Below are 23,784 nucleotides of genomic sequence, written 5' to 3' on the forward strand. Positions count from 1 at the left end.
GTTCTTTTGCTGGACGGATGTGGCCCGGAAAGCGAGCCCGACACAACCACCAATATACCCCCTATAGGTATATAGGAGATAACTTGAAGGTCTGCGCGTACAGCGCCTCGACACATAAACCATTGCAGGAGAACGAATAATCCGTCCTCAGTCTCGGATCAACTACAGCATCATGACACAAGAAGCATCATACCTACTGGGGGTATAGGGTAGGTCTGGCATCGACCATCCATGTCCGCGAGGTCGTCGACGAAGAGGCGCAATGAAGAACTGGAAAGCAATCGGCAGCAGCCGATTCGCCGTAGTTGGAGCTTTGCTGTTGGTCGGCGCGCTCTGGGGAAGCTCGTTCCCCCTCGTTGCTGTGGCAGCACCAACACTCGGCGCCGTCGGCACGACGCACGGCCGCTTCATTGTTGCAGCGTTGGTTCTCGCACTGATAACGGCTTCCAGCAGATCGACCTGGCGCGCGGTCGGTCACCGGTTTCCTGCATTCCTACTGCTGGCAGCCCTCAACGTCGCTGGGCCCCTGACGCTTGTCGCAACTGCGATCGTCGGCCTCAACTCGTCGACGGCGTCGATCCTGAATGCCACGACGCCGATGTTCACCGTATTCGTCGCCGCTTTCTGGCTTCGACAAAAGATCACCTGGCGAAAACTCTCGGGGGTCGCGATCGGCATCGTCGGCGTCTCGGTGCTCGTCGGTGGAATTCCGTCAGCGATCGACAGTCACGCAATGCTGGCCATTGGCGCATCTTTGACCGCGGCGCTGCTGTACGCAGTCGGAGGTGTTTACGCACGAAAGTCGTTCCAGGACACTCCGCCGATGACACTGGCCCTCGGCCAGCAACTTGCCGCGGTCGCCCTCTTGATGCCCGTGTCCGCCGTCGCGCCCCCGCCAGGGCCCATAACCGTCGGTCCACTCATCGCCGTGGCAGCCCTGGGGCTGGGGGCTACCGCCGGTGGCTACCTGGTCTACTTCTGGATAATTCGTCAGGCGGGTCCAGTCGCGGCATCGGCCGTCACTCTTCTCGTTCCGATTTCGGCATCAGCCATCGGAGTGCTGTGGTTGAACGAGCCTGTTACCTTCGCGCTCGTTGGCGGTCTTGTCATCATTCTTGCCGGAGTCGGCTTGCTCCTGGATCTTCCGCCGACGCGAGATCCATTGCGCAGGGTTGCCCCGGACCGGGCGGCTAGCGCGGACAAACGGCCGGTCAGCGGCTGATCGGAGCCGTCCAAAGTCCGACCAGCGCGTCGACGAGGTCGGTCGTGAAGTCCTCCCATGACGTGACCGCGTCCGGCCCCTTTTCGGCAAGCGTGCGCTCACGTTCGGCGAACATGTGCACGATCGCATTGCGTCCGATGTCCGCGCGGGCGCGTCGAACACTCATCGGCATGTCGGCCAGACAGTCAGAGAGTCCCCGAAGCGTCTCCTGCAGGGTGGGCGAGGCCAATACCTCGTCGTAGACGATTTTCCGCAGGACCGGGTCGGTGAGAATCTGTGCACTGAACCGCGCGTACCAAGTCGGGCCACCCATTTCGGCGTAGTGATCGGTCGACGCCCGAACCAGACACGAAATCCAGTCACGAACGTTTGTGGACCCTTCGATCTCACACAGCAGTTCGCCACGCTTCTTCTCGACCTGCTGGGAATGCTTGTTCACGATCGCGCGGACCAGATCGGTCTTGGTCCCGAAGTGGTATCCGACGGCTGCATTGTTGCCCTGACCTGCCGCTTCACTCACCTGGCGGTTCGAAACCGCGAAGACTCCGTGCTCGGCGAACAGCTGCTCGGCGACGGCGAGAATGCGGTCTCGGGTTGCAGCAGAGCGCGCGGAATTTGCGGCGCCGCCGACGTCGGCCGACGCGTCCTCAGTCCTCGTAGTCATGGACACCATCATCCTCGACCATCCGAAGCTGCTCGGCACCGGAGATATTCGTCACGATCGGAGGCGCACCCTTCCGTTAAGTCAGTCACTTGATTTAACTTTAGTTCAATCAACTGACTTAAACCATTATTCGTTCTTCCTCCGATGGAGTTACCGCAATGTCGTCAACCACTTCTCCACCACCGACAACGCCGCCACAGACAACGAAGTCGCCAGCCACCACCGCAGTGGTGGCTGTTCTGGCGTTTTCCGGCATCGTCGTCTCGCTCATGCAGACGCTGGTCATCCCGATCATCCCGCATCTGCCCGAGTACCTGAACGCGCCGGCGTCCGATACCGCGTGGGCTGTGACCGCCACGTTGCTCGCCGCCGCCGTCGCCGTCCCGACCATGGGCCGCTTGGGCGACATGTTCGGCAAACGGCGTCTACTCCTGATCAGCATGGCGCTGTTGGTAACCGGTTCGGTGGTCGGAGCACTCAGTTCGAGCGTTATCCCCCTCGTTGCCGGCCGAATCCTCCAAGGCCTTGCTGCCGGCGTCATCCCGCTGGGTATCAGTGTGATGCGCGATGTACTTCCGCCCAAGAAGCTCGCCGGCGCTGTTGCGATGATGAGCGCTTCGCTGGGAGTCGGTGGCGCTCTGGGGCTTCCGATCGCGGCTTTGATCGCCGAGTACGCCGACTGGCACGTCCTGTTCTGGGCATCAGCCGTGCTCGGCGCGCTTGCGGCCGTTCTTGTTGTCGTCCTGGTCCCCGAATCGGCGGTTCGCACAGGAGGCACGTTCGATTTCGGCGGAGCAATCTCACTCTCAGCCGCCCTCATCGCTCTGCTACTCGCAATTTCCAAGGGTGGCGACTGGGGTTGGACGAGCACGCTCACGCTTTCCCTGTTCGGCGCCGCGATCCTGATATTCGGATTCTGGGCATGGTGGGAACTACGCACCCCCAAGCCGCTGGTGGATCTACGCGTATCCATCCGCCGCCAGGTGCTCTTCACCAACCTCGCATCCATCGTGTTCGGATTCGCGATGTTCGCCGCCAGCATGGTCTTTCCCCAGGTAGTCCAGTTGCCTGAAATCACTGGTTACGGCCTCGGCGGTTCGATGCTCACCGCAGGTCTGGTCATGGCTCCCTCCGGCATCATCATGATGCTGATCTCTCCGCTGTCCTCACGCATCACCAATTCGCACGGCCCCAAAGTGACGCTCATGCTCGGCGCCATTGTGGTCGCAATCGGTTACGGCATCGGCATTTTCGCCATGCACTCGATTTGGGAACTGATCGTGATCGCAGTGATCATCGGCGCCGGTACCGGTATGGCTTACGGCGCAATGCCCGCTCTCATCATGGGGGCTGTTCCTCCGTCCGAGACCGGAGCGGCCAACAGCTTCAACACTCTGATGCGCTCCCTCGGTACATCATTCGCCAGCGCCATCGCGGGTGTCGTCATCGCCCAGATGACCATGTCCGTCGGTGGGGCAACGCTGCCGTCGGAGAACGCTTTCCGCGTCGTCATGGCCCTCGCTGCCGGATCCGCCGTCATCGCACTCGTCCTGGCCGGTTTCCTCCCTCGGTTCAACGGCTCGAACTCCCGCAAGGAGATTGGTAGCCAGCACACCGATACGTCCCCGACCACGTCGAAGGAATCCGTCTCGACGCACTGAGCAAGTGCGCAACACACACAGCACGGCCCCGGCGGAGTCCAACTCCGCCGGGGCCGACGCGTTTCACACATTTTGCGGTTGATACACCTGCAGACGACCGTTTCGTGACATGCTCCGTTGAGATGGGTGCTCGTTCGATACTCGGGGAAAGGATGCCGCGATCGCCGCTCCTCGTGCTGACGTCGCCCTTGCCGTCGCCGCTGCTGCCGTCCTGGGCATAGGCGTCGGTGTTCTTCTTGCCGATGTCGTCGCCGGCCTGGCTGCAGGTGCCGGTGCTGCAGTGGTATTTCGGTTTGCACTTCGGATGATCAATACCCGAAAGTGAGCGTTTGCCGAGGGTCCTACTTCAGGACACGGATCGCCGAGCCAGGAAGGATTCCGCTCGACGGCGGGTAGATCGACGTTGCGCCGTTGAAGAACATGTGAGCGGGAGTCGTGGATACCGGCAGCAGGTCGATGTCGTTGAACAACGCGCGCTCACTTTCCTCCCAGACCTTGCAGGACTCGTCACCGGGAAGAAGCGAAGCCTCAGTGGACAATTCGATGTACTTCTTGTTGTCGAGGGAAGCGAAGTTCACTCCTTCAGGTTTGGGCGGGCCGGTGAAGTACTTCGCAAAGATGCTCGGCGTATCACTCCCCAGCGTCAAACCGATGGAAACGTCCCACGACGACAGGTCGGTGGTGCTGAATGTGTTGGCAATGACGAAACTGTAGTCGCCGCCAGTCAGTTTCACCTTCGCGCCCAGTCCTTCCCACTGTGTTGCTACGTATTCCGCGGCGGCAGAGTTTGTATCGCGTGAGTTGTTGAAAATTACGTTGAGGGCAAGCGGTCGACCGTCCTTCGTCAGGAGGCCGTCGGGACCCGCCTTCCAACCTGCGTCGGACAGCGTTTTCTTTGCTGCATCGACGTCGAAATCGGGGATCGTCCCTTCGACACTGTTGTAGTCGCAGGCAAGGGGTTCCGAAACCGCGAGGGCGCGTGCACGGGTTCCTTTACCGCCGGTGGTGATCTCGGTGTAGTCGTCCAGGTCTACTGCCTGCACAAGGGCCTGCCGTACAGCACGGTCTGCCGTGGGTAGGGCCGCGAAATGATTGAAGATGAACTCGCCGGACAACGTGGTGTAGGTCTTCGAATCCAGACCCGCTGCCAAGACTCGTTCCTCGTCCGAACCGGTCACCGCCGCGGCATTCACTCCGCCGGTGAGAACAAGATTCGCCGCCGTACTCGGATCGGTGACAATCTTGATCGTCACTGTCTTCGGCACCCCGAGAGTGTCGGAAGTGGTCTCACCGTTCGGACTCCAGGTGTAACCGTCGCGGCGTTCCATCGTGATGTGATCGTTGGGAACAACTTCGGTGACCTTGAACAGACCCGTTCCGTTACTACTCGAACGGATACTGGCCGGGTCTTCGAGCGTCGCAGCGCACGGAAGCCGCATCGAGCCTATTCGGGAGAGCAAGAAGGGTGCCGGTTCGGCTGTAGTGACCGTCAGTTCGTCACCGTTCGCGGACGCGACCGTCGACGACGGTACGGTGGATCCTCTTAGCGGTGAAGCGTTTTCAGGGTCCATGACCCAGTTGATGTCATCGGCTGCGGTCTGCGCGGTGAAGGAAGAGCCGTCCGCACAAGTGACGCCCTTCTTGAGCACGAACTTCAGCGTGTTTCCTTCTTCACGCCAACTCTCCGCCAGATACGGACGCACCGTGCGGGTTTGCGCATCGATGTCGATCAACGAATCGTACGAGTACGCGTTCACGATCTGAGTCGACGTAAGGTTGGTGATCAGAGGGTGCAGATTTCCGGGATCGGCGTTGATGACAGTCGTGAAACTGCCGTCCTTTGCATACTCACCGACCGAACCTTCGGGACTGGATGCGCCGCCACACCCGGCCAGAGTGAATACGCCAACGCTGATAACTGCTGTCGCGGAGACAGAACGGGCTTTCATACGAGCCGCCATCTACTAGGAGTTGCCATGGCGACAATCGTGCGGGACTGACGTGGTCTGTATCTCGTTGAAGTTCCCCATACAGTCGGCCGTACTCTGTTCGATTGTCACTATCGACCGGGCAATCGCAGGCGCTAAGTGCGACGCCATCGTTGACGACTAAGTACGACGCTGCCGTTGACGGTGATTCGCGACGTTGATTCGGTTGCCGCACAACGCCGGCATGCAGTAGCGGCGTCGCCCTCCCCGGCTTGTATCGACAAACACCCCGTTGCACGTCGGCGACGCGCATGGGCGGAATCGTTCGTACCCCAATGTGCGCAGAGTCCCCAGCAACGAGTAGCCGATCAATAATGTTAGTTCGCCCGTGAGATCGATTCTTCTGTCCGGTAACGCATTCCATCGATAGCCGAACTGGGCATCAGGCACGAGTCGAACGTGATGCGGGACAGTCTGCAGGAGTTGATCAGTGCGATCAACGAGCTCATCAGAAGTCGGAGCATCGAGAATCGAACGAATCTCCTCTCTGAGTGCCTGCACGTCGGCAAGTTCACCGCCGGTAAGCCGACGCCCGTTGCGGAGCGCATCCGGCGAGAGTCCATGTTCATCCAGTAGATCGTGAAGCGCCTGAGGATCACGCAACGCGTCGCCTGCCTCCACCCACACGCGGGGCGAGGTGTTGACCAGGTCGGTCGCGAACGACGCACCGACGACGTAATCGTCTAAAACTACTTGCATCCCTTACCGTCCTGCCTTACCGTAATTGAATAACCCAACTTTACACCTTACGGAGGCGGCGGGATGAAACATTGCGCAGACCACAGACTGCCCGAGATACTCCGAGACACTCATCACCGATTGCGCCGCGCCGGCACCGTGGCATCGGAGACGCCTGTCGTCGCCGCCGATCTCTACTGGTCGATCGGCGCACTCGCCCAGTGCCTGACCGCGATGGACGAGGTCATTTCACAACTTGGAATCAATGCCCGAAAGCAGTTGCGAGCTGGAAAGTTCGACGTCCAGAGCGGACCGTTCGAAGGAGAGCCCGACGCCGCCTTACTCACCGCAGTTCTTGCGCTCGCCAGAGCATCGAGTAGTTGCGAACCGGTTCAGGCGGCAATCGGCAACGCTCAGATCGCGGTGAGCGATCTCGTCGTCGCGAGGACTACCAGCGCCTGAGACTCGGGCGGGCCACCCGCTCCCAGTAGAGACTGTATGGTTGGTTTTCGGCATCCGCCGAGAGCGTCGAACAGCAGGGACCGGGTTTTCACTGTGAGTACAGGGACATCAACGATCTACGAGGACAGGACCGTCCGAATCGACGATCAGGGCGTCACGATCCGCCACTATTACTTCCCGTTTGTCAGCAAGTTCGTTCCGTACTCACAGATCGAATCCGTCGACCTCGGAGTCATGTCATGGCTGAGTGGACGCTTACGAATTTGGGGAACAACAGATTTCAGCTCGTGGTACAGCCTGGATCTTTCACGCCCGTGGAAGGAGACCGCGGTGGTACTCACCCTCGCCGGCCGCGGAGCGCCTTCATTCAGCCCCAAGGACGCAGATCGCGTCGAGACCGAAATCCGCAGTCGCATCGGATCGCACGCCGCGAACTGACTAGCGAAACTCGGATTCGACGGTAACGATGTCACGCCAGTCGGTTCGACCGAACAACCGCGCCAGTGCAGTGAACAGAACGTCCGGGTCGATGACACTCTCGGCTGAGTGCACACCGACCCGATCCCGAATCGTTCCGTCGGCCAGCCGGGACACCACCTGAGCAAGGCCGAGCGCCAAGGGGATTCCGGTTGCACCGGCCATGTCCGACAGTAACTCCGATACCGGTGAATCGTCAGCGATCCGTGCCACGACGCGCATCTCTCGACCTTCGCGCACCCCGGTCGCCGAGGCGAAAAACAACGGCAAGGATCCATGACCGGCACGCGTGAGCATTCGAGGCGCAGCACGGATCATCCGCCGGAGCGAGGGCTTGCCCAATTCTTCAGCAGCCGAGTCGAGATCGATTCTCCCCTTGTCGATATCGGAGCGGAGAACGTCGAGGAACGCCACGGTTTCCGGTGTGATCACCATCAGATTTGCCGAATGCCCTGCAGGATTGATGGTCCGATGAAACATCACCGGCTCCGGATGCCCGACCACGTAAGCGTTCCCCCGACGTCCGCCGGGCAGTTCGAGTGCGATGGAAAGCAACGGTTCTTCGTTGACGATTCGCCCCGCACGAACCACTGGAACCGTGCCGCTGATCTGCTGCATCCAGTGAACGGCCGCTGCACTCAATGTGTCCACCGACTCGTCCTCGCCCTCGACATCAACCGGCCAGGCTGTATACAGATCGTCGACCACGTCCAATCGCGAGACTGCCATCGCGGCCAGGAGGTTACTCATCCCGGGACTTGCGCCCATGCCGACTACCGCACAGATTCCGGCTCCCCTCGCGGCACAGTCCAATTCCAGCATGTCGACGGCCGGCTCCCAGTCGTCGCAGATGTCGAGATAGTGAGTCCCGGTCTCGATCGCTGCCTGGAGAATGCCGACGCCGAAACGGAAGAACGGTCCGACCGTATTGACGACCACGTCTGCGCCGTCAAGCAATTCACGTAGCGTGCGACCGTCCGTGACGTCGATGCTGCGCGCCTCGACTTCCGCTGACGCCTGCGCCAGTTCAACTGAAAGACGCTTCGCAGCATCGATATCGCGATCCGCGACTACTACCTTGCCGATTCCCGGCAATGTTGCGGCCAGACGAACTGCTGCCGAGCCCATGGCACCGGCACCACCCAGTGCGACAACCGTGATTCCGTCAGCCATGAATTCCCTCCAAAAATGCAGTCTGATCCGCTAGATAGCCGGGAGCGAAGATCGAACGGGGAGCAAGAACGGCCACCAGAGCCGACATCAATTCCGAGTCTTCGAGGTCCTTCTCCACAATCGAGTGAGTGGCGTCGGGGTACTTCTTGACCACCAGTTGCCCTGGCGAGTCGAGTAATTCGCGGTACACCCTTTCGGTATCAGCCACGTCGACGTTGACGTCTTGTCCGCCGATGATCAAGAGCACCGGAACCTTCACGGTTTCGAGATCGGCTCGCGCATCCGAGAGGTAGTTCTTTCGGATGAAGTTCCACCGGTCTTCGGTGAGACCGTCGGCCTCGCCGGAGGCCACGAGATCGTCGAACGATGCATCACGGGCCAACTGATCCAAGTTCTTCGCACGATCGACCCGCGCTTTCTCGAACTCGTCGGCCGACGCATTTCTCTCGGAAAGTTCTGCAAGGGTATTGAATTCGCCTTGTTGGAGCCAGTTGATCGCGGGACCCACGGCAATGACGAACGCTACGTCCGGGTCGAGGTTCACCACCTTGGGCATCACCCACCCTGCCTGGCTTGCACCCCACAGACCGATACGAGACGGATCGATATCCGAACGTCCCCGCGCCCACTCGATTGCCGCTTCCGTTTCTGCCGCGCGATCGTCCATGCTCTGATCGAGCCAATTGCCCGGTGCCCCATTCACCCCCGGCTTGTCCCAGGAGAGTGACGCGTACCCCGCCTTTGCGAACGCCTCCCACACCGGTCGATAGAACGTCTCATGTGTTGCATCGACCGGGCCGTCTCCGTGGACGAAAACCACGAGCCCGAAGGGACCGTCACCGTGTTCGGGCAGTGCAAGGACTCCCTGGAGCGGCACCGATCCCCCGTTGATCGTCACTTTTTCCTCACGGATGTCATAGGTGTTCTGGTACAGCGTCCAGCCCACCAGAGTCGCGATCAGAACAACGACCACCGCCAGGGAAGTAACCATCCACCTGCGTAAACGAGGCTTACTCTTGCCCTCGCTCATCGATTCCGCTGCCATCTTCCCGCCCTAACGTACGAATTTGAAACGATCGTATTGCATTCGATAGTACAGTTGTGGGCGAAGATGTCGAGAAGCGAGGAAAGGACATGGCGATGACCGACAGGGACGTCGATGTACCCACGAGGATCTTGATCGAGGGACTACTGCGCACGGACGGAACTGTCGACGGACGCACCCTTTATGCCACCGCCGACGCCCTCGGCAAAACTGATCAACAGGTTCGGCTGTGCATCAAGCGGTTGGTCACCGAGGGGAAGTTCACTCAGGAAGGTCGCGGGCGGCAGGCCACGCTACGAGCAACGCCGAAAGCCCTGCGCGAGATGGAACCCGACGTCGAATTCGTTCGGCTGGCCTATCAACAAGACCGCGACACTGTGACGCCGTGGGACGGGTATTGGCACCTGGCCGGATTCGCAATTCCGGAGTCGTCACGGAAAGCGCGAGATGCGCTGCGTACCAGGGTCGTTTACCTCGGCGGCGCGCTCGTCCAGGGCGGTCTGTACGTCTCGCCGCACGCCTGGGAACCGTATATTCGCGATGCGGCCGCCGAACTCGACGTCGAACAGCACCTGTCTTCTCTTACCACTCGAGATCTGAAAGTGGGCATGCTCGAAGACCCTGTGAAGATTGCCGCGCAGTTGTGGCCACTGGACCAGATCGCTGACGGATACGAACGGCTACTCGACGTAGCGACCGCACGCCTGCACAAACTGCAGAACAGTCCGGGTACCGATGCTGTCACGATGACCATCGAACTCGCAGCGGAATTCACGCGAGCCATGGAACCGGATCCGCTGTTGCCACCGGAACTACTGCCCACCAACTGGATCGGCACGAGGGCTCGGTCGATCACTGCGCAATGCTGGACACTTCTGGCACAGGTGGACGGTGCCGACGACTTACCGTCGCTGTTCCACCTGTACTCAGATGCAATCGGTGACGATCAAGACGCGAGCGTGCGCTGACGGGGTGGCAGTCCGAAACGCCCGAGAACCTCGTCGACTGCGGTGGACGGTGTGACAAGTCCGCGATCCTGAAGCCACGGAATGGTGCTGTCCACCAGATGCTCGAGCGTGCGAGGCAATGCGAGAGGCAGCAACGTAACGCCGTCGGCGACCTCGGCAGCTCGGATATCGGCGATCAAACTGCCGAGACCGGAAGGCGTTCCGACGTAGTGAAGCGAAACGGGAACCCGCGGCGCCGTCAACGCGCTGTCCAACTGTGCAAGCTCTTTACGGGCGGAGCGAGCTTCCGGCGCGATCAGAATCTCGAGATCGACCAGTACTGCGACGCTGTCGGGATCGCGTCCTTCTTCGGCGACAGCAGCGCGTATCCGTGCACGTTCGAGCTGTGCCTCACGCAGGTCCGCAGCGCGAATCCGAACCACATTGGTAGGGAATGAAGCTAAATCGAGAGGCTTTTCGCCCTCGGTGAGGTCCACCCAGTAGTCGCCGCCGATGATGGGCAGGTTGCCGGGTGCGCCCTCAGCTGCCGGATGGTGACCGGATCCGGTCAACTCGACCGCTACGTGCAGAGAATGCGAAGCGCGTGAAGACATGTGAGACCTCCGAAAATCAGAAAAGTATGGGATGAGCGAGACGAATCGTCAGCTCGAACACATTCCTGACGAGGTGCGGCACAGATCGACATGGCGACGGCACCACTGACCGAGAGTGATGCTCACTCTCGAAGGGGTGGCGGGGAAATCCGCTGGTGCCATGGCTGCCATGCTAGTTGTCCGTTCGAGTTTTCGGGGACCGAGCTCAGCTCAGACGCACTCGGCTGCGCCAGCGTTGTCGTCTGCGGCTCCGAGGAAGGGGCGGGTCTCGGGCACGGGGTTCCACGCACCGGCAGTCTTGGCGTAGTTCCAATCACGCTGATTCGAAACCAGGATGTTCACGGCGTCTACCAACCGCGTCACGTCGTCCGAGCTGCTACCGAGGCCGAGGCTGGCGCGAACTGCACCGCCGGAGAGGCCGAGGCGTGCGAGAACCGGGTGTGCGCAGAAGCGACCGTCGCGAACTCCGATGCCGTGCTCGGCGGAGAGGAATGCGGCGATTTCGCCGGCTTCGAATCCGTCGACGGTGAAGGTGACGATTCCGACGGCGTCCGGTGCGTCATTCCACAGTCGCACGAGCGAGACGCCCTCGATGGCGGACAATCCGTCGGTGAGCTGGGCCGTGAGTGCCTTCTCGTGCTCGGCGATGACGTCGAAGTCCAGCGCGTGCAGGGTTTCGCATGCGGTCGCGATGGCTGCCGCACCGAGAACGTTGGGGGAACCTGCCTCGTGGCGGGCAGGCGCGCAGGCCCACTCCGTGGACTCGATGGTCACCTCACGCACGGCGCCGCCGCCGGCGAGGTACGGCTGAGCCTCGTCGAGCCAGTCACGGCGTCCGACCAGAACACCCGCGCCGAAGGGCGCATAGAGCTTGTGACCGGAGAAAGCGATGTAGTCGACGCCGCATTCCTGCAGGTCGATGCGACGGTGGGGAGCCAGCTGAGCTGCGTCGACGAGGATACGTGCGCCGCAACGATGAGCGATGTCAGCCAAGCGTGCAATCGGCAGGATCTCGCCGGTCACGTTGGAGGCACCGGTGATTGCGAGCAGCGCTGCAGGCTTGGTGCACAGTTCACCGATCAGACGCTCGATCGTCTCTTCGATGGTGTCTGCAGCGGTGACGATACGAGCGTCGTTCCACGGCAACAGGTTTGCGTGATGCTCGACGTCGAGGACGACGGTGCTGCCGGGGACGCACTGCGCAAGCAGGTTCAACGAATCGGTGGTGTTCCGGGTGAAGACGACAACCTGATCGTCGGCACAGTTCACGAAACGAGCAACGGATTCACGAGCGTTCTCGTAGGTGAGCGTGGAGATCCGAGACGCGTAGCCGGCACCGCGGTGGACGCTGGCGTATGTCGGCAGCAACTCGGCGATTCGGTCAGTGACCTGGGCCAATGCCGGCGCACTCGCGGCGTAGTCGAAGTTGGCGTAGGAGCATTCGCCACCCTGAACCAAAGGAACCTGCAGGTCAGCACCCGAAACCTTGGCAATCGCGGTGGTGCGGCAGGTGTCGGCACTCAATACAGCAGTCATCGAAGACAATCCTCACGTTCAAGGACTCGTTCGTCGGGTGATGGCCCCGGAAGAGTCCGCGCTTGCCGCATTCGTTTTCGAACGCAGCCGGGTCGTCACCCGGAGCACCCCACCGCGGAGGAGGGTTGCCGACCAGCAAGCCGGGGCTGAACACTGGTACTCGTGACCTGGCAACGAGGATGGCAGGAACCTCCCGTGCTTGTCAAGACGAAGCCGCGAAGATCTCCGTCAGGGCGCGATGGTCCGGCAAGCAAGGTGGAGCGCGAGTCTCGTTTCCGGATCTGCGAGATCCACCGAGAGAAGGCGCTGAATTCTATCGATCCGACTCGATACGGTGTTGCGGTGCAAGCCCATTCGGGTTGCGGTGTGAGCCAGAGACGATTCTTCGTCGAGGTACGTCGACAGAGTCTCGAGCAACTCTCCATTCGAATCGCGTAGCGGCGCGAGCAGCGCCGCGGCTGCGGGCTGAAACGTGTCGGTTCGCGTCCACGCCAGCAGCAACTGCGCCAGCCCCAGGCGGTCCACGTGCAGGAAGCGGCCTGTGTGCGACCTCGAACCCGCGAGCCGAGCGGCATCCCCGGCCTCAGACAGGGACGCACCGATTCCAGCCGGACCGTCGTGTGCGCGTCCCACACCGACCCAGGTCTCCATCGTGGGTTCCAACCTCGCCTGAGCTGCACGGATACTCTCGGCGATCCTGGTGATCGACTCCGGTCGCGGCTCGCCCGGCAGAGTGGTCCACGCTGCCCAGCCGTCAGCCTGTTCCACGACATTGGCGTCGATTCCCTCGGCGGCGAGGGCGTCTGCGACCTCACTGCGCCTGGCCACCAGGTCGACCTCACCGACCGCCAGGACTTTGATGCCGATATGCCATCCGTCCAGTGCCCAACCCGCGTCGAGTGCGCGCCGGAGCAGTCCGGGTGTGGCGTCTGCTGACGTGTCGATCAGTTCACCGAGTAGCGCGCTACGCCGGCGCGCTTCACGCTCGTCGACCATGCGTGCAACGGCCAGTCGGTGCCCGGCAGCCAACGAGGCCACGTCGAGAACCACTGAGAGAGAAGCCTCTTCGACGCTTTGACGCACCGGGAGCAGCACCGCCAGCCAGGGCTCTCGGGCTGCGCCGGACATCACCGGGCACGCAATCAGGACCCCGCCGGAGTCCAATTCAACGGTGGTGGGCGCCCCGCGGCCCGACAACATACCGGCGGCTGCTCGATCAGCGTCGGACAACAAATCGGCGCCGGTCAGCGGGCGTCCGGACGCGTCCAGGAGGATGAACGAACGCTGAAATGTGTTCAGCAGCACCGACAGAAGATTCTCGACGCTTCCGCCGGCCCGCTGGCCCGCGTGTGTCGCCCGCAGTACCGCGTCGGCCATCACCGCCCGCGAATTCGAGAGAAGATCACGAAGATCCACGCTGAACTGCCACGGGTCGGATACTCCGAGCACCACCAGTCCGAGACGGTCGGCAAGCAACGAGAGATTCGCATCCTCCGCCGCAGTGCTGTGTACCGCGAGCACCTGGCAGCCGGTCGCCGCCGTGCGTCGAAGGAGAGCGTCGAATCTCCACTCCCCGACGTCGATTCGATCGAGAATCACCAGAACTGATCCTGCACCCGCCGCACCCGACACGGCCTCGGCTGACTGTGCCGATTCCCCGGTGAGTGCTCCCACTGTCGTCACGACGGGATCACCTTCGCCGGCAAGTCGATACAACCCGACAAAGATCGGGTTGTTCAGCAACGCCGACACACTCGCGCTCATTGCGCCTCCATCAGCACTGCGTCGTGGTCGATCCCGAAGGCCCGCGGGCCGACAACTTTCAACCTGCTCACATCTTCCGCCCACCACTGAGGGCCGGGCAGAACCAACACGGCCACATCTTGCCCCTGGTGCACTGATTCGCACGAGACGAAGGCACCGGTCCGGACGTCGAGCAACGTCACGATGTCCGGACATGTCGCAATCATCTCGCCGTCCGACGCGACGGTCAGGAACTCACTTTCGAATTCGACTCGTATCACCGCAGAATCGTGTTCGAGAATCACGTTGCCCCGACGATCGCCGGCGTTCGGGCGACTACGACGCACCGCACGCACCCGGCCTGTCCCCATTACTCGCCCCCCGGAGCTTTCGGCGATCTCCCGCCAACTGCCGAGGGTCCCGACGTGCTGACCCAGTTCATATGCTCGGGACAGAGTTCCCGGAATGCACGCCTCCTGCACAGTCCGCGCATCGATCGACGCGATCGCCAGAGCGCCCCAACCGCTGGTTCTCCCGATCAACGACCGCACTGCTACCTCGGCGCCCAGCACATCCACTCCGTCGACGACGGTAATGAGGCCGCCGGGCTGGGCGAGGGTGACCGGGCACAATTCCAACCCGGCTGCGGCGAGAGAGAAGTGATCGAGCCGAGGCATCGCTCGACCGAGCAGGTCCGCGTCGACCACGGGAATTCCCAACGCCAACGCCGCCGCAATGCCGGAGAGAGCGTTGAGTCCACCGCCTTCGAAAGTCATCACCGCGGTCGGACGCTTACCAGTCCACCGCGTCAAAGCTGCTGCAGTGTCGGCAAACTCATGCCCGGAGGGCAGTTGCTCTTCCAAAGCCAGGGCCGATCCGACGATTCCCACCGGCATGATCAGCGCCCCGGACGGCAACTGGTCCGGCGCGATGACTTCCACGGGCGTTGACGTCATCAGTGGACGCAGCATTTCCACGAACAGGCGTGGATCGCCGCCCCCACCGCAGCCCAAGACCACCGCCCCCGCTGCGATCGCGTCGAGGTCGGCCTCCCGGACCGCGTGCAGCCTGCTCACGGCTCGCTATTCTGCCAGTACAGGTTGCTCGAGTGTCTCCACCGGCAGGAACGGGCGATCGAGTCCGAAGCTTGCCGGGCCGAAGACCGCCAGTGCCTCCGGTGTTCTCATGATCGGCGGAGTCGCGATCCCGATGACCGCAACTCGCTGCCCGTACCGCAATCCCTCGGTGGTGATGGGCTCGGCAGTGTCGGCCTCGACGATGCAGATAAGGTCTGGCACGATCGCCACCATTACTCCGGATTGCACGGCGATCAGATTTTCGTTCTGGAATTGAACTTCCAGCTCTTCGTCTCCGACGCCGGCGATCCGCACCGAACCTCGAGCGAACCCCTCATCGGTTCGCCGGTCGACATCGATCACCTTGCCGTGAAAGAGAACTCGCCCGTATCCGTAAAGCGTGTCGGAGAGACCGTCCACCAGCGCCTGAACCGGGTCCACCCGCTGCTCACGTGAAAGCCTGATGGACCGACCGATGGCCAAGGCCAACGACAGAGTCCGTGGGATCGCCGTCCGCTTCACATCTGCACCCGTCATCGAGTACTGCGCGATATGCGCCATCCCACCGAACCTCGACGTCACCCCGCGAGCGAGGCCCTCCAATCTGCTGTTGTCGCTGCCGGTGTCGAAGATCGCCACCTCGTCGTGCTCGTTCGCCATGGCGAGCGGACTCGCCGAAATCCCGTACACCGAGAAGGTTTCCATCTCGAGCTGAGGAAAGGCTCGTCCCATCCCGTCGGCGTCGACAACCGGCAGTCCGCGCCGCGCTGCCACCAGCAACGGAATCATCGAATTGATCCCGCCGCACTCCATCGGCATCGTGGCATCTGCAGTTCGCCCCGTGTGCTTCTCCAACGTGATCAGCGCCAGCTCGGGTTCGGTTCCGCGCGGCATCTTCTCGACCACGACGGTCGGTGCACCCATCTGCGCGACGGGGATCACCCACGCGTCGTCGTCGAGCTCCTCCGGATCCAGAATCGTGATTTCACCGGCTTCCCCGAGCGCCTGCGTGACCAACATCTTGCCGACGAACGGATCTCCCCCGCCGCCGGTCCCCAACAAAGCTGCGCCCCTGGCGAGGTCGTCGAGGTCTGCCGTTCGTAGTGTCCAACTCATCGTGAGCCTTCCTGACCGGTGGAGACCAGACCACTGTGCAGTGCCAAGTCACCGACTGCCTTCACTCGAATACGTGTTGCGTTGCCCGGCAGATACGGAATCGGGACCTCGTCGAACTCCACGATCTGCACCGACTCGGGCCGTGCGCCTGCTGCGACTGCCCGATCGATCGCCTCCTGGCGAGCGTCGTCGGCAAGAATCTGCCTGCGCCCGTCCCGTACCGCTTCGACTCGATCTACCTCACCACTGACCTGCGCGATCGCAGCGCCGATCGCATTGGCAACGTCGAAGCGCTCAGGACGAATCACCGTTCCCAGGCCGGGAAGTTCGTGCTCCAGCAAAACCGATCCCCCGCCAACCGCCACAACGGGAAGTGGATCCGACGTGGTCCGCATCTGTTCCACGGCGTCGGCGACCCGGCGCGAGATCCGGTCGAGTGCCGTCGACACCAGACCGCGGTCCAGGTGCGCTACCGCACTGCGATCTCCGACGTCGGCCAAGCCTGCCGCGACGGCGATGTCGGTGGCCGTCAACGTGTCACCACCGAATACGAGTGCCCGTGAACCCAATTCGTATCCCACAGATTCGGGTCCGACTGTGAGCCCGTCCGGATCCACCAGCGAACCACCACCGATACCGATCGAGAAGACGTCCGGCATACGGAAATTGGTCCGTACCCCCGCGACCGTCACCTCCGTGGTGGCTTCTCTGGGGAAACCGTTGGTCAGTACGCCCACGTCGGTAGTGGTGCCCCCGATGTCGATCACCGCACAGCTGGCCAGACCGGACAGAACAGCGGCGCCTCGCATGGAGTTGGTCGGTCCCGACGCGAAAGTCGCCACCGGATAACGCCTTGCGTACTCGATGTCCATCAAGGTTCCGTCGTTCTGGCTCAGATACAGCGGTGCGGCGATGCCGTGCTCGACCAAAGAACTGGCAAGACCGTCGACGATGTGATCGGCAAGCTCGCGCAGCGCAGCGTTGATGATGGTCGCGTTCTCCCGCTGGAGTAGACCCACTCGACCGATCTCGTGAGAGAGCGAAATTGCGACGTCCGGACCGAGTTCCTGACGCACGATCTCCGCTGCCGCCGCTTCGCATTCGAGATTGACCGGAGAGAACACCGACGATATTGCGACCGAACGAGTACCGCTGCGAGCCATGTCGGCGGCATGGCGACGAATCTCGTCGGGATCCAGCGGTGAGATACGACGACCGTCGAACTCGTGCCCACCGTGAGCGAGGTAGCGCCTTCCTTGCACAGCGGAGACCAGGTCTCGCGGCCACCCCACCATCGGCGGAAGCGCTGCGGTCGCCGGAAGCCCCAATCGCAGAGCCGCTGTTGGTGCAAGTCCTCGCTGCTCGATGAGAGCGTTGAGAAAGTGCGTCGTGCCGATCATCACTGCTTGAACAGCGCTGGGAGAGAACGAGTACTGCTGCTGCAGCGCCGCCAGAGCTCCGCCGATTCCGCCGGTGATGTCCTTGCTGGTCGAGTGTTTGACATGCCCGATGACGGTGGTCCCGTCCATCAGGACCGCATCGGTGTTTGTACCACCGACGTCGATTCCGATTCGCATCGCGAACTCCCTTCTACAGTGTTTGCAGTGCTAGTGCGTGAGCGCAGATGTTCCCGAAGGCTCTTGCGGCGCTTCGGTTGTGGTGCGTCCGACCCCGCGAATCAGGCCGAGTCGACCCGCGACGACGTAGAGAACGAATGCCGAGGCCACCGCGTTGATGGACGGCAAACCGAAGGTGCTGTAATGCCCGATCAGCGCCGAGACGATCCAGATCACCAACGTGGCCGGCACCCAAGTGGGCGCCGAGTTCGGGAGGGTACCCGCGGCTCGACTCTCTTCCAGGTCCTTGCGCCAGGTCTTGACGATGAAGTACTCCGCCACCATGATTCCGGCGATCGGCGGGAATCCGACGCCTAACAGGATCAGGAAGTCGGTGAACGAGTTCAGGATTCCGGCAGCCGCGAGGATCGAACCGGTCACGCCGACCACAGCGGTGACGACGGCGCGATTGATGCGTCGCCCGAACACTACGTCGATGAAGTTCACGATGCCGAGCCCCGAGCTGTACAGGTTCCAGTCGTTGATCTTGAAAGTCCCGAGAACAATGATGAGAACGCCGACCCAGCCGACCGACGACAGTATGATCGTGGCGATATCGGAACTGCGAACGGCATGCGCAAGAAGTACGCCGGTCAATCCGATCACGTATTCGCCCAATGTGATTCCGACGAGTGTCTGCTTCACGACGTCACCCGCCGTGCGGTTGAATCGCGTCATGTCGGGTGTGATCACTGCTCCGGCAATGAAACCGCCTGCGACGATGGTGGTTCCGGCGAGGAAGCTGAGCTCCGGCCCGGCCGGCGCAGATGACATCAGATCGGACAGCGAGTGATTACGCAGTTCGGCGATGACGGCCCAACCCACCAGAAGCAGGAACAGGGGAACGGTGATGTTTGCGATCAGCTGCATGGAGCCGAACCCGCGAAGGACTATCGCGGTGATCAGAAGGCCGAAGACCAGTGCCCACGCCCACTGCGGCAGAAACGGCATGATTCCGTGCAAACCTGATGCAGAGACAGCAGATTGGATGCCGAACCAACCGATCAGGCTGACTCCGATCACCAGGCCGATCACCGCGGAACCCGCGTGCCCGAATCCACACCAGCGTGCGACCACCGACGTGTTGAGCCCTTCACGAACCCCGATGATGCCGATGAAAATACAGACGACCTCGAGAATCACCGCCCCGACTGTCAATGCCCAGAAGGCATTCCAGAACGTCATGCCGTAGCCGAGCGTCGCACCGAGCAGGAACTGTGCGAGTGCCGATACCTGACCGAATCGCTGTACTGCCACCGAGAACCACGAATACCGTGCTTCGTCGGGAACGCGGGTGAGCGCGTAGTCGTCACCGTCGGACACTTCACCGCCGGCGGCGGTCGTTGATGTGTTTTTCATGACGGACTCCTCGAATAGTTGGGAAGTGTTCTCGGAGAAGACGGTACGAATGTGGTCGGGGTCACGCCTATGGGCGAATTGGCGTTTCTTCGTGTTACGACAATGCATTTCGCACAGTCGTCATTTCACACAGTCGTCAAATGGCACGGTCTAGCGCAACGCGTACCCGCCGTCGGGGTACAGCGTGGAACCCGTTGTGTACGTGTTGGTGAAGAGATAGAACACCGCTTGTGCGATCTCGTCTTCGTTCCCGACGCGGCCGAGCACGTTGTTCTCCGCACTCCAGGTGAACGCCGCCTCCCGAACCTCCGCCGGACGCTGAGCCCACAGATGCCCGTCGATGGTTCCGGGAGCAACGGTGTTGACGCGAATCGGCGACAGCTCGACCGCCAGCCCCCGCCCGAGCCCCTCGATTGCCGCATTGGCCGCAACGTAGGCCGCGGCAGCCGCGGGTGGCCGCACACTGGCAGCACCGGACATGAGGACCACCGATGCGGTGGGTGTCAGCTTGTCGAGCGCAGCGTGCACGACGCGGTACTGCCCCCAGAACTTGGAGGTGAACGGCGACGCCGCTTCCTCGACGCTCTGTTCGCGGAACGAGCCGACCTGGTAATCGGCAGCCGTGGTGAAGAGAGCGTCGACGCTGGGGATGTTGGTGAAGAACGCTTTCACCGAGTCGTCGTCGGAGGTGTCGACTGTGAACCAGTGCGCCGCCTCACCCAGCTGCGTGGCCGCTGCTTCCAGCTTGGATGTGGTTCGGCCACCGAGAACTACCTGCGCGCCGGCGTCGACGGCAAGCTGCGCCACCCGCAGCCCGATGCCTGTTCCGCCACCGATCAGTACGACGGTCTTGTCTGAGAGAGGAGAAGGTGTCGTTGTCATTTAGCGACTGTAAGGCTCACCGAATTGTCCCGACATGTGCAGAATGCACAGATTTCACTACGCCACGGTGCTAAGTATCCAGACTAAGCCGGTAGAGACTGCCGCCCCCGGGGATCTCACTTGACTGAGTTTGCTGCGTCGAAACTGCCGTCACATGCACTCCTCCTTCGAGTTCGCTTGTAACAAAACAACTCCCACGACCGAAAATGTCGGTGAACCACAACCGCGAAGGGAAGTAACGAATATGGGATCAGCAGATGTCATGGCCTGGCTCGCCGAGGGTTACCTCGCCGGCGACCCGATTCGCTATCCGCTCTACGTCGGATCGATGTTCCTCGCGATGCCGTTCCAACTGATCGGCGTAATTCTGGGTCACCCCTTCTGAGTCACCCCTTCCGAATCGTCACATCAGGCCAGGGCGGTCGACGTAGAACTGCCAGGGTTGCGATCACCGCGGCCGCCAACCCGATGAACTCCCCCATCAAGGCCGCCCTGGTGTGATCGACGGCCGGTGACCACGACGGCTCACCCTCGTGGATCGAGAACACTCCCACTGGCACCGGTATCGGGTCGCCCCGCCACTGCCGGTGTAGTCGCGAAACCGTGATGATCGTCGATCCGTCGCTGGTCTGGTGCGGTTCTCCGAAGATCATCGAGGTCCCGGAATCCGCCCGAAGTCGCTCCACCGCATCACGAATCTCCATGATCACCATCGTCGCACCGAAACAGCAGCCCTGTGCGAGTATCGGTCGATGGCCGAGTGGTGGAATCCGAGCAGGCGCGTCGAGCGATGGTGGCAGACGATCGTGCTGGTTTGGCTACTCGTTTTCTTCGGCCCAAGCACCATCGACAAGGTCATCACAGAACCCACAGCTTGGAATTGGACATTCCTCGCAATCTGGCTTTTCGCGACGGTCGGGTCTGCTTACTACGCAGTCCAAGCCTGGCGAAACAGGAACAAACCTCAGTCGGTGTGGTGGGAAGGGACAACTGCCCCCACCGAAATACCCGCCGACGACGTCCGTAGTGCACTCGCGTCGACTGACGACCGTATTCCGGCAATCAAGGCACTACGCGAACTGCATCCGGGCTTGGGTCTGAAGGATGCAATGGATCTGATCGACGCTCAGCGGGGCGAACAGGGCCCGCATCACCGATAGTTGCGACCATCACAATCACAGTTAGGTATCGACACCTGACCGCCACGATCGGGCAAGCACGCCAGGAGTTAACCACCTGACAGACAGGCTGTTTCGCCGAGTTTGACAAATGTGGTCAATCGGTGAGCGTCGACTCGACCGATTCAACTCACCGTACCAATCGAATTCGCCGTTCAGCATTCCACTCATGGCCCAATGCCACTATTACCCAACGATTTACAACCGGAACTACGGCATCCAGTGAAAACTTTCGCGACAGTGCAGCATCTTTCGTCCAGTTGAGTTGACCGAAACTTGACGTTACGTTGAATTTCAAAGCAATAGCCCGGTCTTGACCTGCGATGGTGCGAGCGAAACGCCCACCTACGCGTGACACGTGGCCGCCCTGATGGGCGCTGTGAATGCCTGAACGTTCGAGGAGTGGAATGACTGCGGTCAAAACTGCGTGGCGTGAACTACGGAAACCCGTGTTCATCCCCGCGTCGATAGTGATCTTTGCCCTGATCGCCTTTGCCGTGATCTACGCGGGAACCGCCGCGGATGCTTTCGAAACACTCAACAACGTGATCAGCGACGGCGTCGGCTGGTGGTACATCCTCTCGGCCACCGGTTTCGTGATCTTCGCGCTGTACTGCGGAATCAGCCGCATCGGCAACATCCGATTGGGACGTGACGACGAGCAGCCCGAGTTCGGGATGCTCTCGTGGTTCGCGATGCTCTTCAGCGCCGGCATGGGCATCGGGCTCGTGTTCTACGGAGTAGCCGAACCACTTTCGCACTACGTGACCCCACCCGTCGCCGGGCAGATCGCCGGATCCACGGACGCCGCAGCCAATCAAGCCATGGAACTGACGCTGTTCCACTGGGGCTTGCATGCATGGGCGATCTACGTCGTCGTCGGCCTCGGTCTGGCGTACATGACCTACCGAAAGGGTCGCCCGCTCTCGATCCGTTGGCTGCTCGAGCCGCTCCTCGGACGGGCTCGCATCGAAGGAAAGATCGGCCACGCCATCGACGTCGTCGCCATCGTCGGCACACTGTTCGGTGTCGCGACGTCGCTGGGCTTCGGTGTCCAGCAGATCTCGGCCGGCCTCGACTACCTCGGCTGGGTGGAGACCGACAACTGGTTGGTCATCACCATCATCGTCATCGTGACGGGCATGGCGACCTTCTCGGTCGTCTCCGGTGTCACGAAGGGCCTCAAGTGGCTCTCCAACATCAACATGATGCTCGCTGCCGCGCTGGCACTGTTCGTCCTGATTCTGGGACCGACGCTGTTCCTCATGCAGTCGTGGGTGCAGAACCTCGGCGGATACGTCCAGGCCTTGCCCGAACTGATGCTGCGCACCTCCCCGTTCGCCGAAGACGGCTGGCAGGGCGCATGGACCATCTTCTACTGGGGTTGGTGGATGAGCTGGGCGCCGTTCGTCGGCATGTTCATCGCGCGCATCTCACGCGGCCGCACCATCCGCGAATTCGTCTTCGGTGTGCTGCTGGCCCCGACGCTGGTTGGTTCGTTGTGGTTCACGATCTTCGGTAACTCCGGCATTCTGCGTCAGCGCAACGAAGGCACGATGCTCGACGCATCCGGCGCAGTGGACACCAACACGTCGCTGTTCACGCTTCTCGACGGACTTCCGCTCGGAACGATTTCGAGTGTTCTCGCGATCGTCGTGATCGTCTTCTTCTTCGTCACGTCCGCGGATTCCGGCTCGATCGTCATCGACATCCTTGCGACCGGTGGCAGCTTGGAGACCTCCAAGATCACGCGTGTCTACTGGACGTTCCTCTCCGGTGCCGCGGCCGCAGTTCTCCTCATCGTGGGTGGCAGTGGATCGCTCACGGCGCTGCAAACCGTTGCCATCGCCACGGCGGTACCGTTCTCGGTCATCATGGTGCTGGCATGTCTGTCGATGCTGAAGGCGTTCCGATACGAGGTCGCTTCGGCACCGCGCTACCTGCGGGTTTCTACAAATACCTCGGCATCGACCGACGTTCCGCAACCCACCGAAAAGCGGCTCCGCGATCTGAAGATCTCGTCGACCTTCGCCGGGCTCACTCCGTCACAAAGCGGGATCATGACGGATCCCTCCGACGCCCACATGCTCGTCGCGGTCCACGAAGTCCCCGCCCATGCGGTCAACATCGACCCGGATACCGGCGCCGTCGACTTCTCCGAGGAATCGAAGGTCGTCGATCCACTGGGCGGAGAGGTGTTCGACACACCCGAGTTCGCCGACTCGGCAGAAGGCCACGCGCAAGCTGCCAGTACGGACTGACCGGCACGTTCGGCATGTTGCATTAGGCATATCTGTTCACCAACTCGCAAACTTGTCATGAGACTTTCAACTCGACAGTTCGCAGG

General features: G+C 61.5%; 22 protein-coding genes and 1 riboswitch. Of the genes, 8 read left to right on the plus strand and 14 right to left on the minus strand.

Features of this window, described 5'->3' with window-relative positions; all coding sequences use genetic code 11:
• Window positions 1-262 precede the first annotated feature (262 nt).
• Window positions 263-1,222, plus strand: a complete 960-nt coding sequence (locus QM596_RS18730; RefSeq protein WP_283309637.1) for a DMT family transporter — start codon at window positions 263-265, stop codon at window positions 1,220-1,222.
• On the opposite strand, the gene QM596_RS18735 is transcribed toward QM596_RS18730, so the two are convergent.
• On the minus strand, window positions 1,212-1,886 hold the full coding sequence (locus QM596_RS18735; protein WP_283309638.1) for a TetR/AcrR family transcriptional regulator: 675 nt from the start codon (window positions 1,884-1,886) through the stop codon (window positions 1,212-1,214). The two genes, QM596_RS18730 and QM596_RS18735, sit on opposite strands and share 11 nt — an antisense overlap.
• A gap of 158 nt (window positions 1,887-2,044) precedes the next feature.
• Between QM596_RS18735 and QM596_RS18740 the strand changes: the two genes are divergently transcribed.
• A complete protein-coding gene (locus tag QM596_RS18740) occupies window positions 2,045-3,547 on the plus strand; it encodes an MFS transporter (RefSeq protein WP_283309639.1) in 1,503 nt (500 codons plus the stop codon).
• Window positions 3,548-3,888: 341 nt separating this feature from the next.
• Here the strand turns inward: QM596_RS18740 and QM596_RS18745 are convergent, their stop codons facing one another.
• Entirely contained in the window at window positions 3,889-5,496 is a 1,608-nt protein-coding gene (locus QM596_RS18745) for an ABC transporter substrate-binding protein (RefSeq protein WP_283309640.1), read from the minus strand.
• Window positions 5,497-5,655: 159 nt separating this feature from the next.
• Window positions 5,656-6,234, minus strand: a complete 579-nt coding sequence (locus QM596_RS18750) for a CGNR zinc finger domain-containing protein (protein WP_283309641.1) — start codon at window positions 6,232-6,234, stop codon at window positions 5,656-5,658.
• A 63-nt stretch (window positions 6,235-6,297) separates the two neighbouring features.
• Here QM596_RS18750 and QM596_RS18755 point away from each other — a divergent pair, with 63 nt between their 5' ends.
• Window positions 6,298-6,675: a hypothetical protein gene (locus QM596_RS18755; RefSeq protein ID WP_020906022.1), complete on the plus strand. Its 378-nt coding sequence runs from the start codon at window positions 6,298-6,300 to the stop codon at window positions 6,673-6,675.
• A 93-nt stretch (window positions 6,676-6,768) separates the two neighbouring features.
• Window positions 6,769-7,113, plus strand: a complete 345-nt coding sequence (locus QM596_RS18760; RefSeq protein ID WP_019746690.1) for a PH domain-containing protein — start codon at window positions 6,769-6,771, stop codon at window positions 7,111-7,113.
• Here the strand turns inward: QM596_RS18760 and QM596_RS18765 are convergent, their stop codons facing one another.
• Both QM596_RS18765 and QM596_RS18770 read right to left on the minus strand, forming a co-directional pair.
• The gene (locus tag QM596_RS18765) at window positions 7,114-8,325 is read right to left on the minus strand and encodes a saccharopine dehydrogenase family protein (protein WP_283309642.1); all 1,212 of its coding nucleotides are present in this window, start codon (window positions 8,323-8,325) and stop codon (window positions 7,114-7,116) included.
• Window positions 8,318-9,316 (minus strand): alpha/beta hydrolase family protein, encoded by a 999-nt coding sequence (locus QM596_RS18770; RefSeq protein WP_070387090.1) that lies wholly within the window; start codon window positions 9,314-9,316, stop codon window positions 8,318-8,320. The genes QM596_RS18765 and QM596_RS18770 overlap by 8 nt, the downstream gene beginning before the upstream one ends.
• 143 nt (window positions 9,317-9,459) lie before the next feature.
• Between QM596_RS18770 and QM596_RS18775 the strand changes: the two genes are divergently transcribed.
• The gene (locus QM596_RS18775; RefSeq protein ID WP_060939660.1) at window positions 9,460-10,338 is read left to right on the plus strand and encodes a DNA-binding transcriptional regulator; all 879 of its coding nucleotides are present in this window, start codon (window positions 9,460-9,462) and stop codon (window positions 10,336-10,338) included.
• On the opposite strand, the gene QM596_RS18780 is transcribed toward QM596_RS18775, so the two are convergent.
• The 8 genes from QM596_RS18780 to QM596_RS18815 form a co-directional block, all read right to left on the minus strand.
• Window positions 10,317-10,931 (minus strand): LLM class oxidoreductase, encoded by a 615-nt coding sequence (locus tag QM596_RS18780; RefSeq protein WP_060939646.1) that lies wholly within the window; start codon window positions 10,929-10,931, stop codon window positions 10,317-10,319. The genes QM596_RS18775 and QM596_RS18780 overlap by 22 nt on opposite strands.
• Window positions 10,932-11,141: 210 nt before the next feature.
• Window positions 11,142-12,467, minus strand: a complete 1,326-nt coding sequence (locus QM596_RS18785) for an aminotransferase class V-fold PLP-dependent enzyme (protein ID WP_019746685.1) — start codon at window positions 12,465-12,467, stop codon at window positions 11,142-11,144.
• 53 nt (window positions 12,468-12,520) lie between these two features.
• Window positions 12,521-12,635: riboswitch (SAM riboswitch) on the minus strand.
• A 60-nt stretch (window positions 12,636-12,695) separates the two neighbouring features.
• Window positions 12,696-14,231: a PucR family transcriptional regulator gene (locus tag QM596_RS18790; RefSeq protein WP_283309643.1), complete on the minus strand. Its 1,536-nt coding sequence runs from the start codon at window positions 14,229-14,231 to the stop codon at window positions 12,696-12,698.
• Window positions 14,228-15,286, minus strand: a complete 1,059-nt coding sequence (locus QM596_RS18795) for a DUF917 domain-containing protein (protein WP_283309644.1) — start codon at window positions 15,284-15,286, stop codon at window positions 14,228-14,230. The genes QM596_RS18790 and QM596_RS18795 overlap by 4 nt, the downstream gene beginning before the upstream one ends.
• Window positions 15,287-15,292: 6 nt before the next feature.
• Window positions 15,293-16,402 (minus strand): S-methyl thiohydantoin desulfurase family protein, encoded by a 1,110-nt coding sequence (locus tag QM596_RS18800; RefSeq protein WP_020968290.1) that lies wholly within the window; start codon window positions 16,400-16,402, stop codon window positions 15,293-15,295.
• Window positions 16,399-17,979: a hydantoinase/oxoprolinase N-terminal domain-containing protein gene (locus tag QM596_RS18805; protein ID WP_283309645.1), complete on the minus strand. Its 1,581-nt coding sequence runs from the start codon at window positions 17,977-17,979 to the stop codon at window positions 16,399-16,401. Before QM596_RS18805 ends, QM596_RS18800 begins: the two co-directional genes overlap by 4 nt.
• Window positions 17,980-18,009: 30 nt before the next feature.
• Complete coding sequence (locus QM596_RS18810) at window positions 18,010-19,377, minus strand: purine-cytosine permease family protein (protein WP_070387086.1); 1,368 nt, start codon at window positions 19,375-19,377, stop codon at window positions 18,010-18,012.
• 150 nt (window positions 19,378-19,527) lie between these two features.
• Window positions 19,528-20,259 (minus strand): SDR family oxidoreductase, encoded by a 732-nt coding sequence (locus QM596_RS18815; protein WP_070387085.1) that lies wholly within the window; start codon window positions 20,257-20,259, stop codon window positions 19,528-19,530.
• A 244-nt stretch (window positions 20,260-20,503) separates the two neighbouring features.
• Here QM596_RS18815 and QM596_RS18820 point away from each other — a divergent pair, with 244 nt between their 5' ends.
• On the plus strand, window positions 20,504-20,644 hold the full coding sequence (locus QM596_RS18820) for a hypothetical protein (RefSeq protein WP_003941170.1): 141 nt from the start codon (window positions 20,504-20,506) through the stop codon (window positions 20,642-20,644).
• A gap of 1 nt (window position 20,645) precedes the next feature.
• On the opposite strand, the gene QM596_RS18825 is transcribed toward QM596_RS18820, so the two are convergent.
• A complete protein-coding gene (locus tag QM596_RS18825) occupies window positions 20,646-20,972 on the minus strand; it encodes a hypothetical protein (RefSeq protein WP_029254362.1) in 327 nt (108 codons plus the stop codon).
• 39 nt (window positions 20,973-21,011) lie between these two features.
• Here QM596_RS18825 and QM596_RS18830 point away from each other — a divergent pair, with 39 nt between their 5' ends.
• Window positions 21,012-21,419 carry a hypothetical protein gene (locus tag QM596_RS18830; protein WP_283309646.1) on the plus strand — a complete coding sequence of 136 codons (408 nt, stop codon included), beginning with the start codon at window positions 21,012-21,014 and terminating at the stop codon, window positions 21,417-21,419.
• 425 nt (window positions 21,420-21,844) lie between these two features.
• Window positions 21,845-23,698, plus strand: a complete 1,854-nt coding sequence (locus QM596_RS18835) for a BCCT family transporter (protein ID WP_054187858.1) — start codon at window positions 21,845-21,847, stop codon at window positions 23,696-23,698.
• Window positions 23,699-23,784: the final 86 nt, after the last annotated feature.

It is taken from the genome of Rhodococcus sp. IEGM 1406, from assembly GCF_030056745.1.
Classification (GTDB): Bacteria; Actinomycetota; Actinomycetes; order Mycobacteriales; family Mycobacteriaceae; genus Rhodococcus_F; species Rhodococcus_F erythropolis.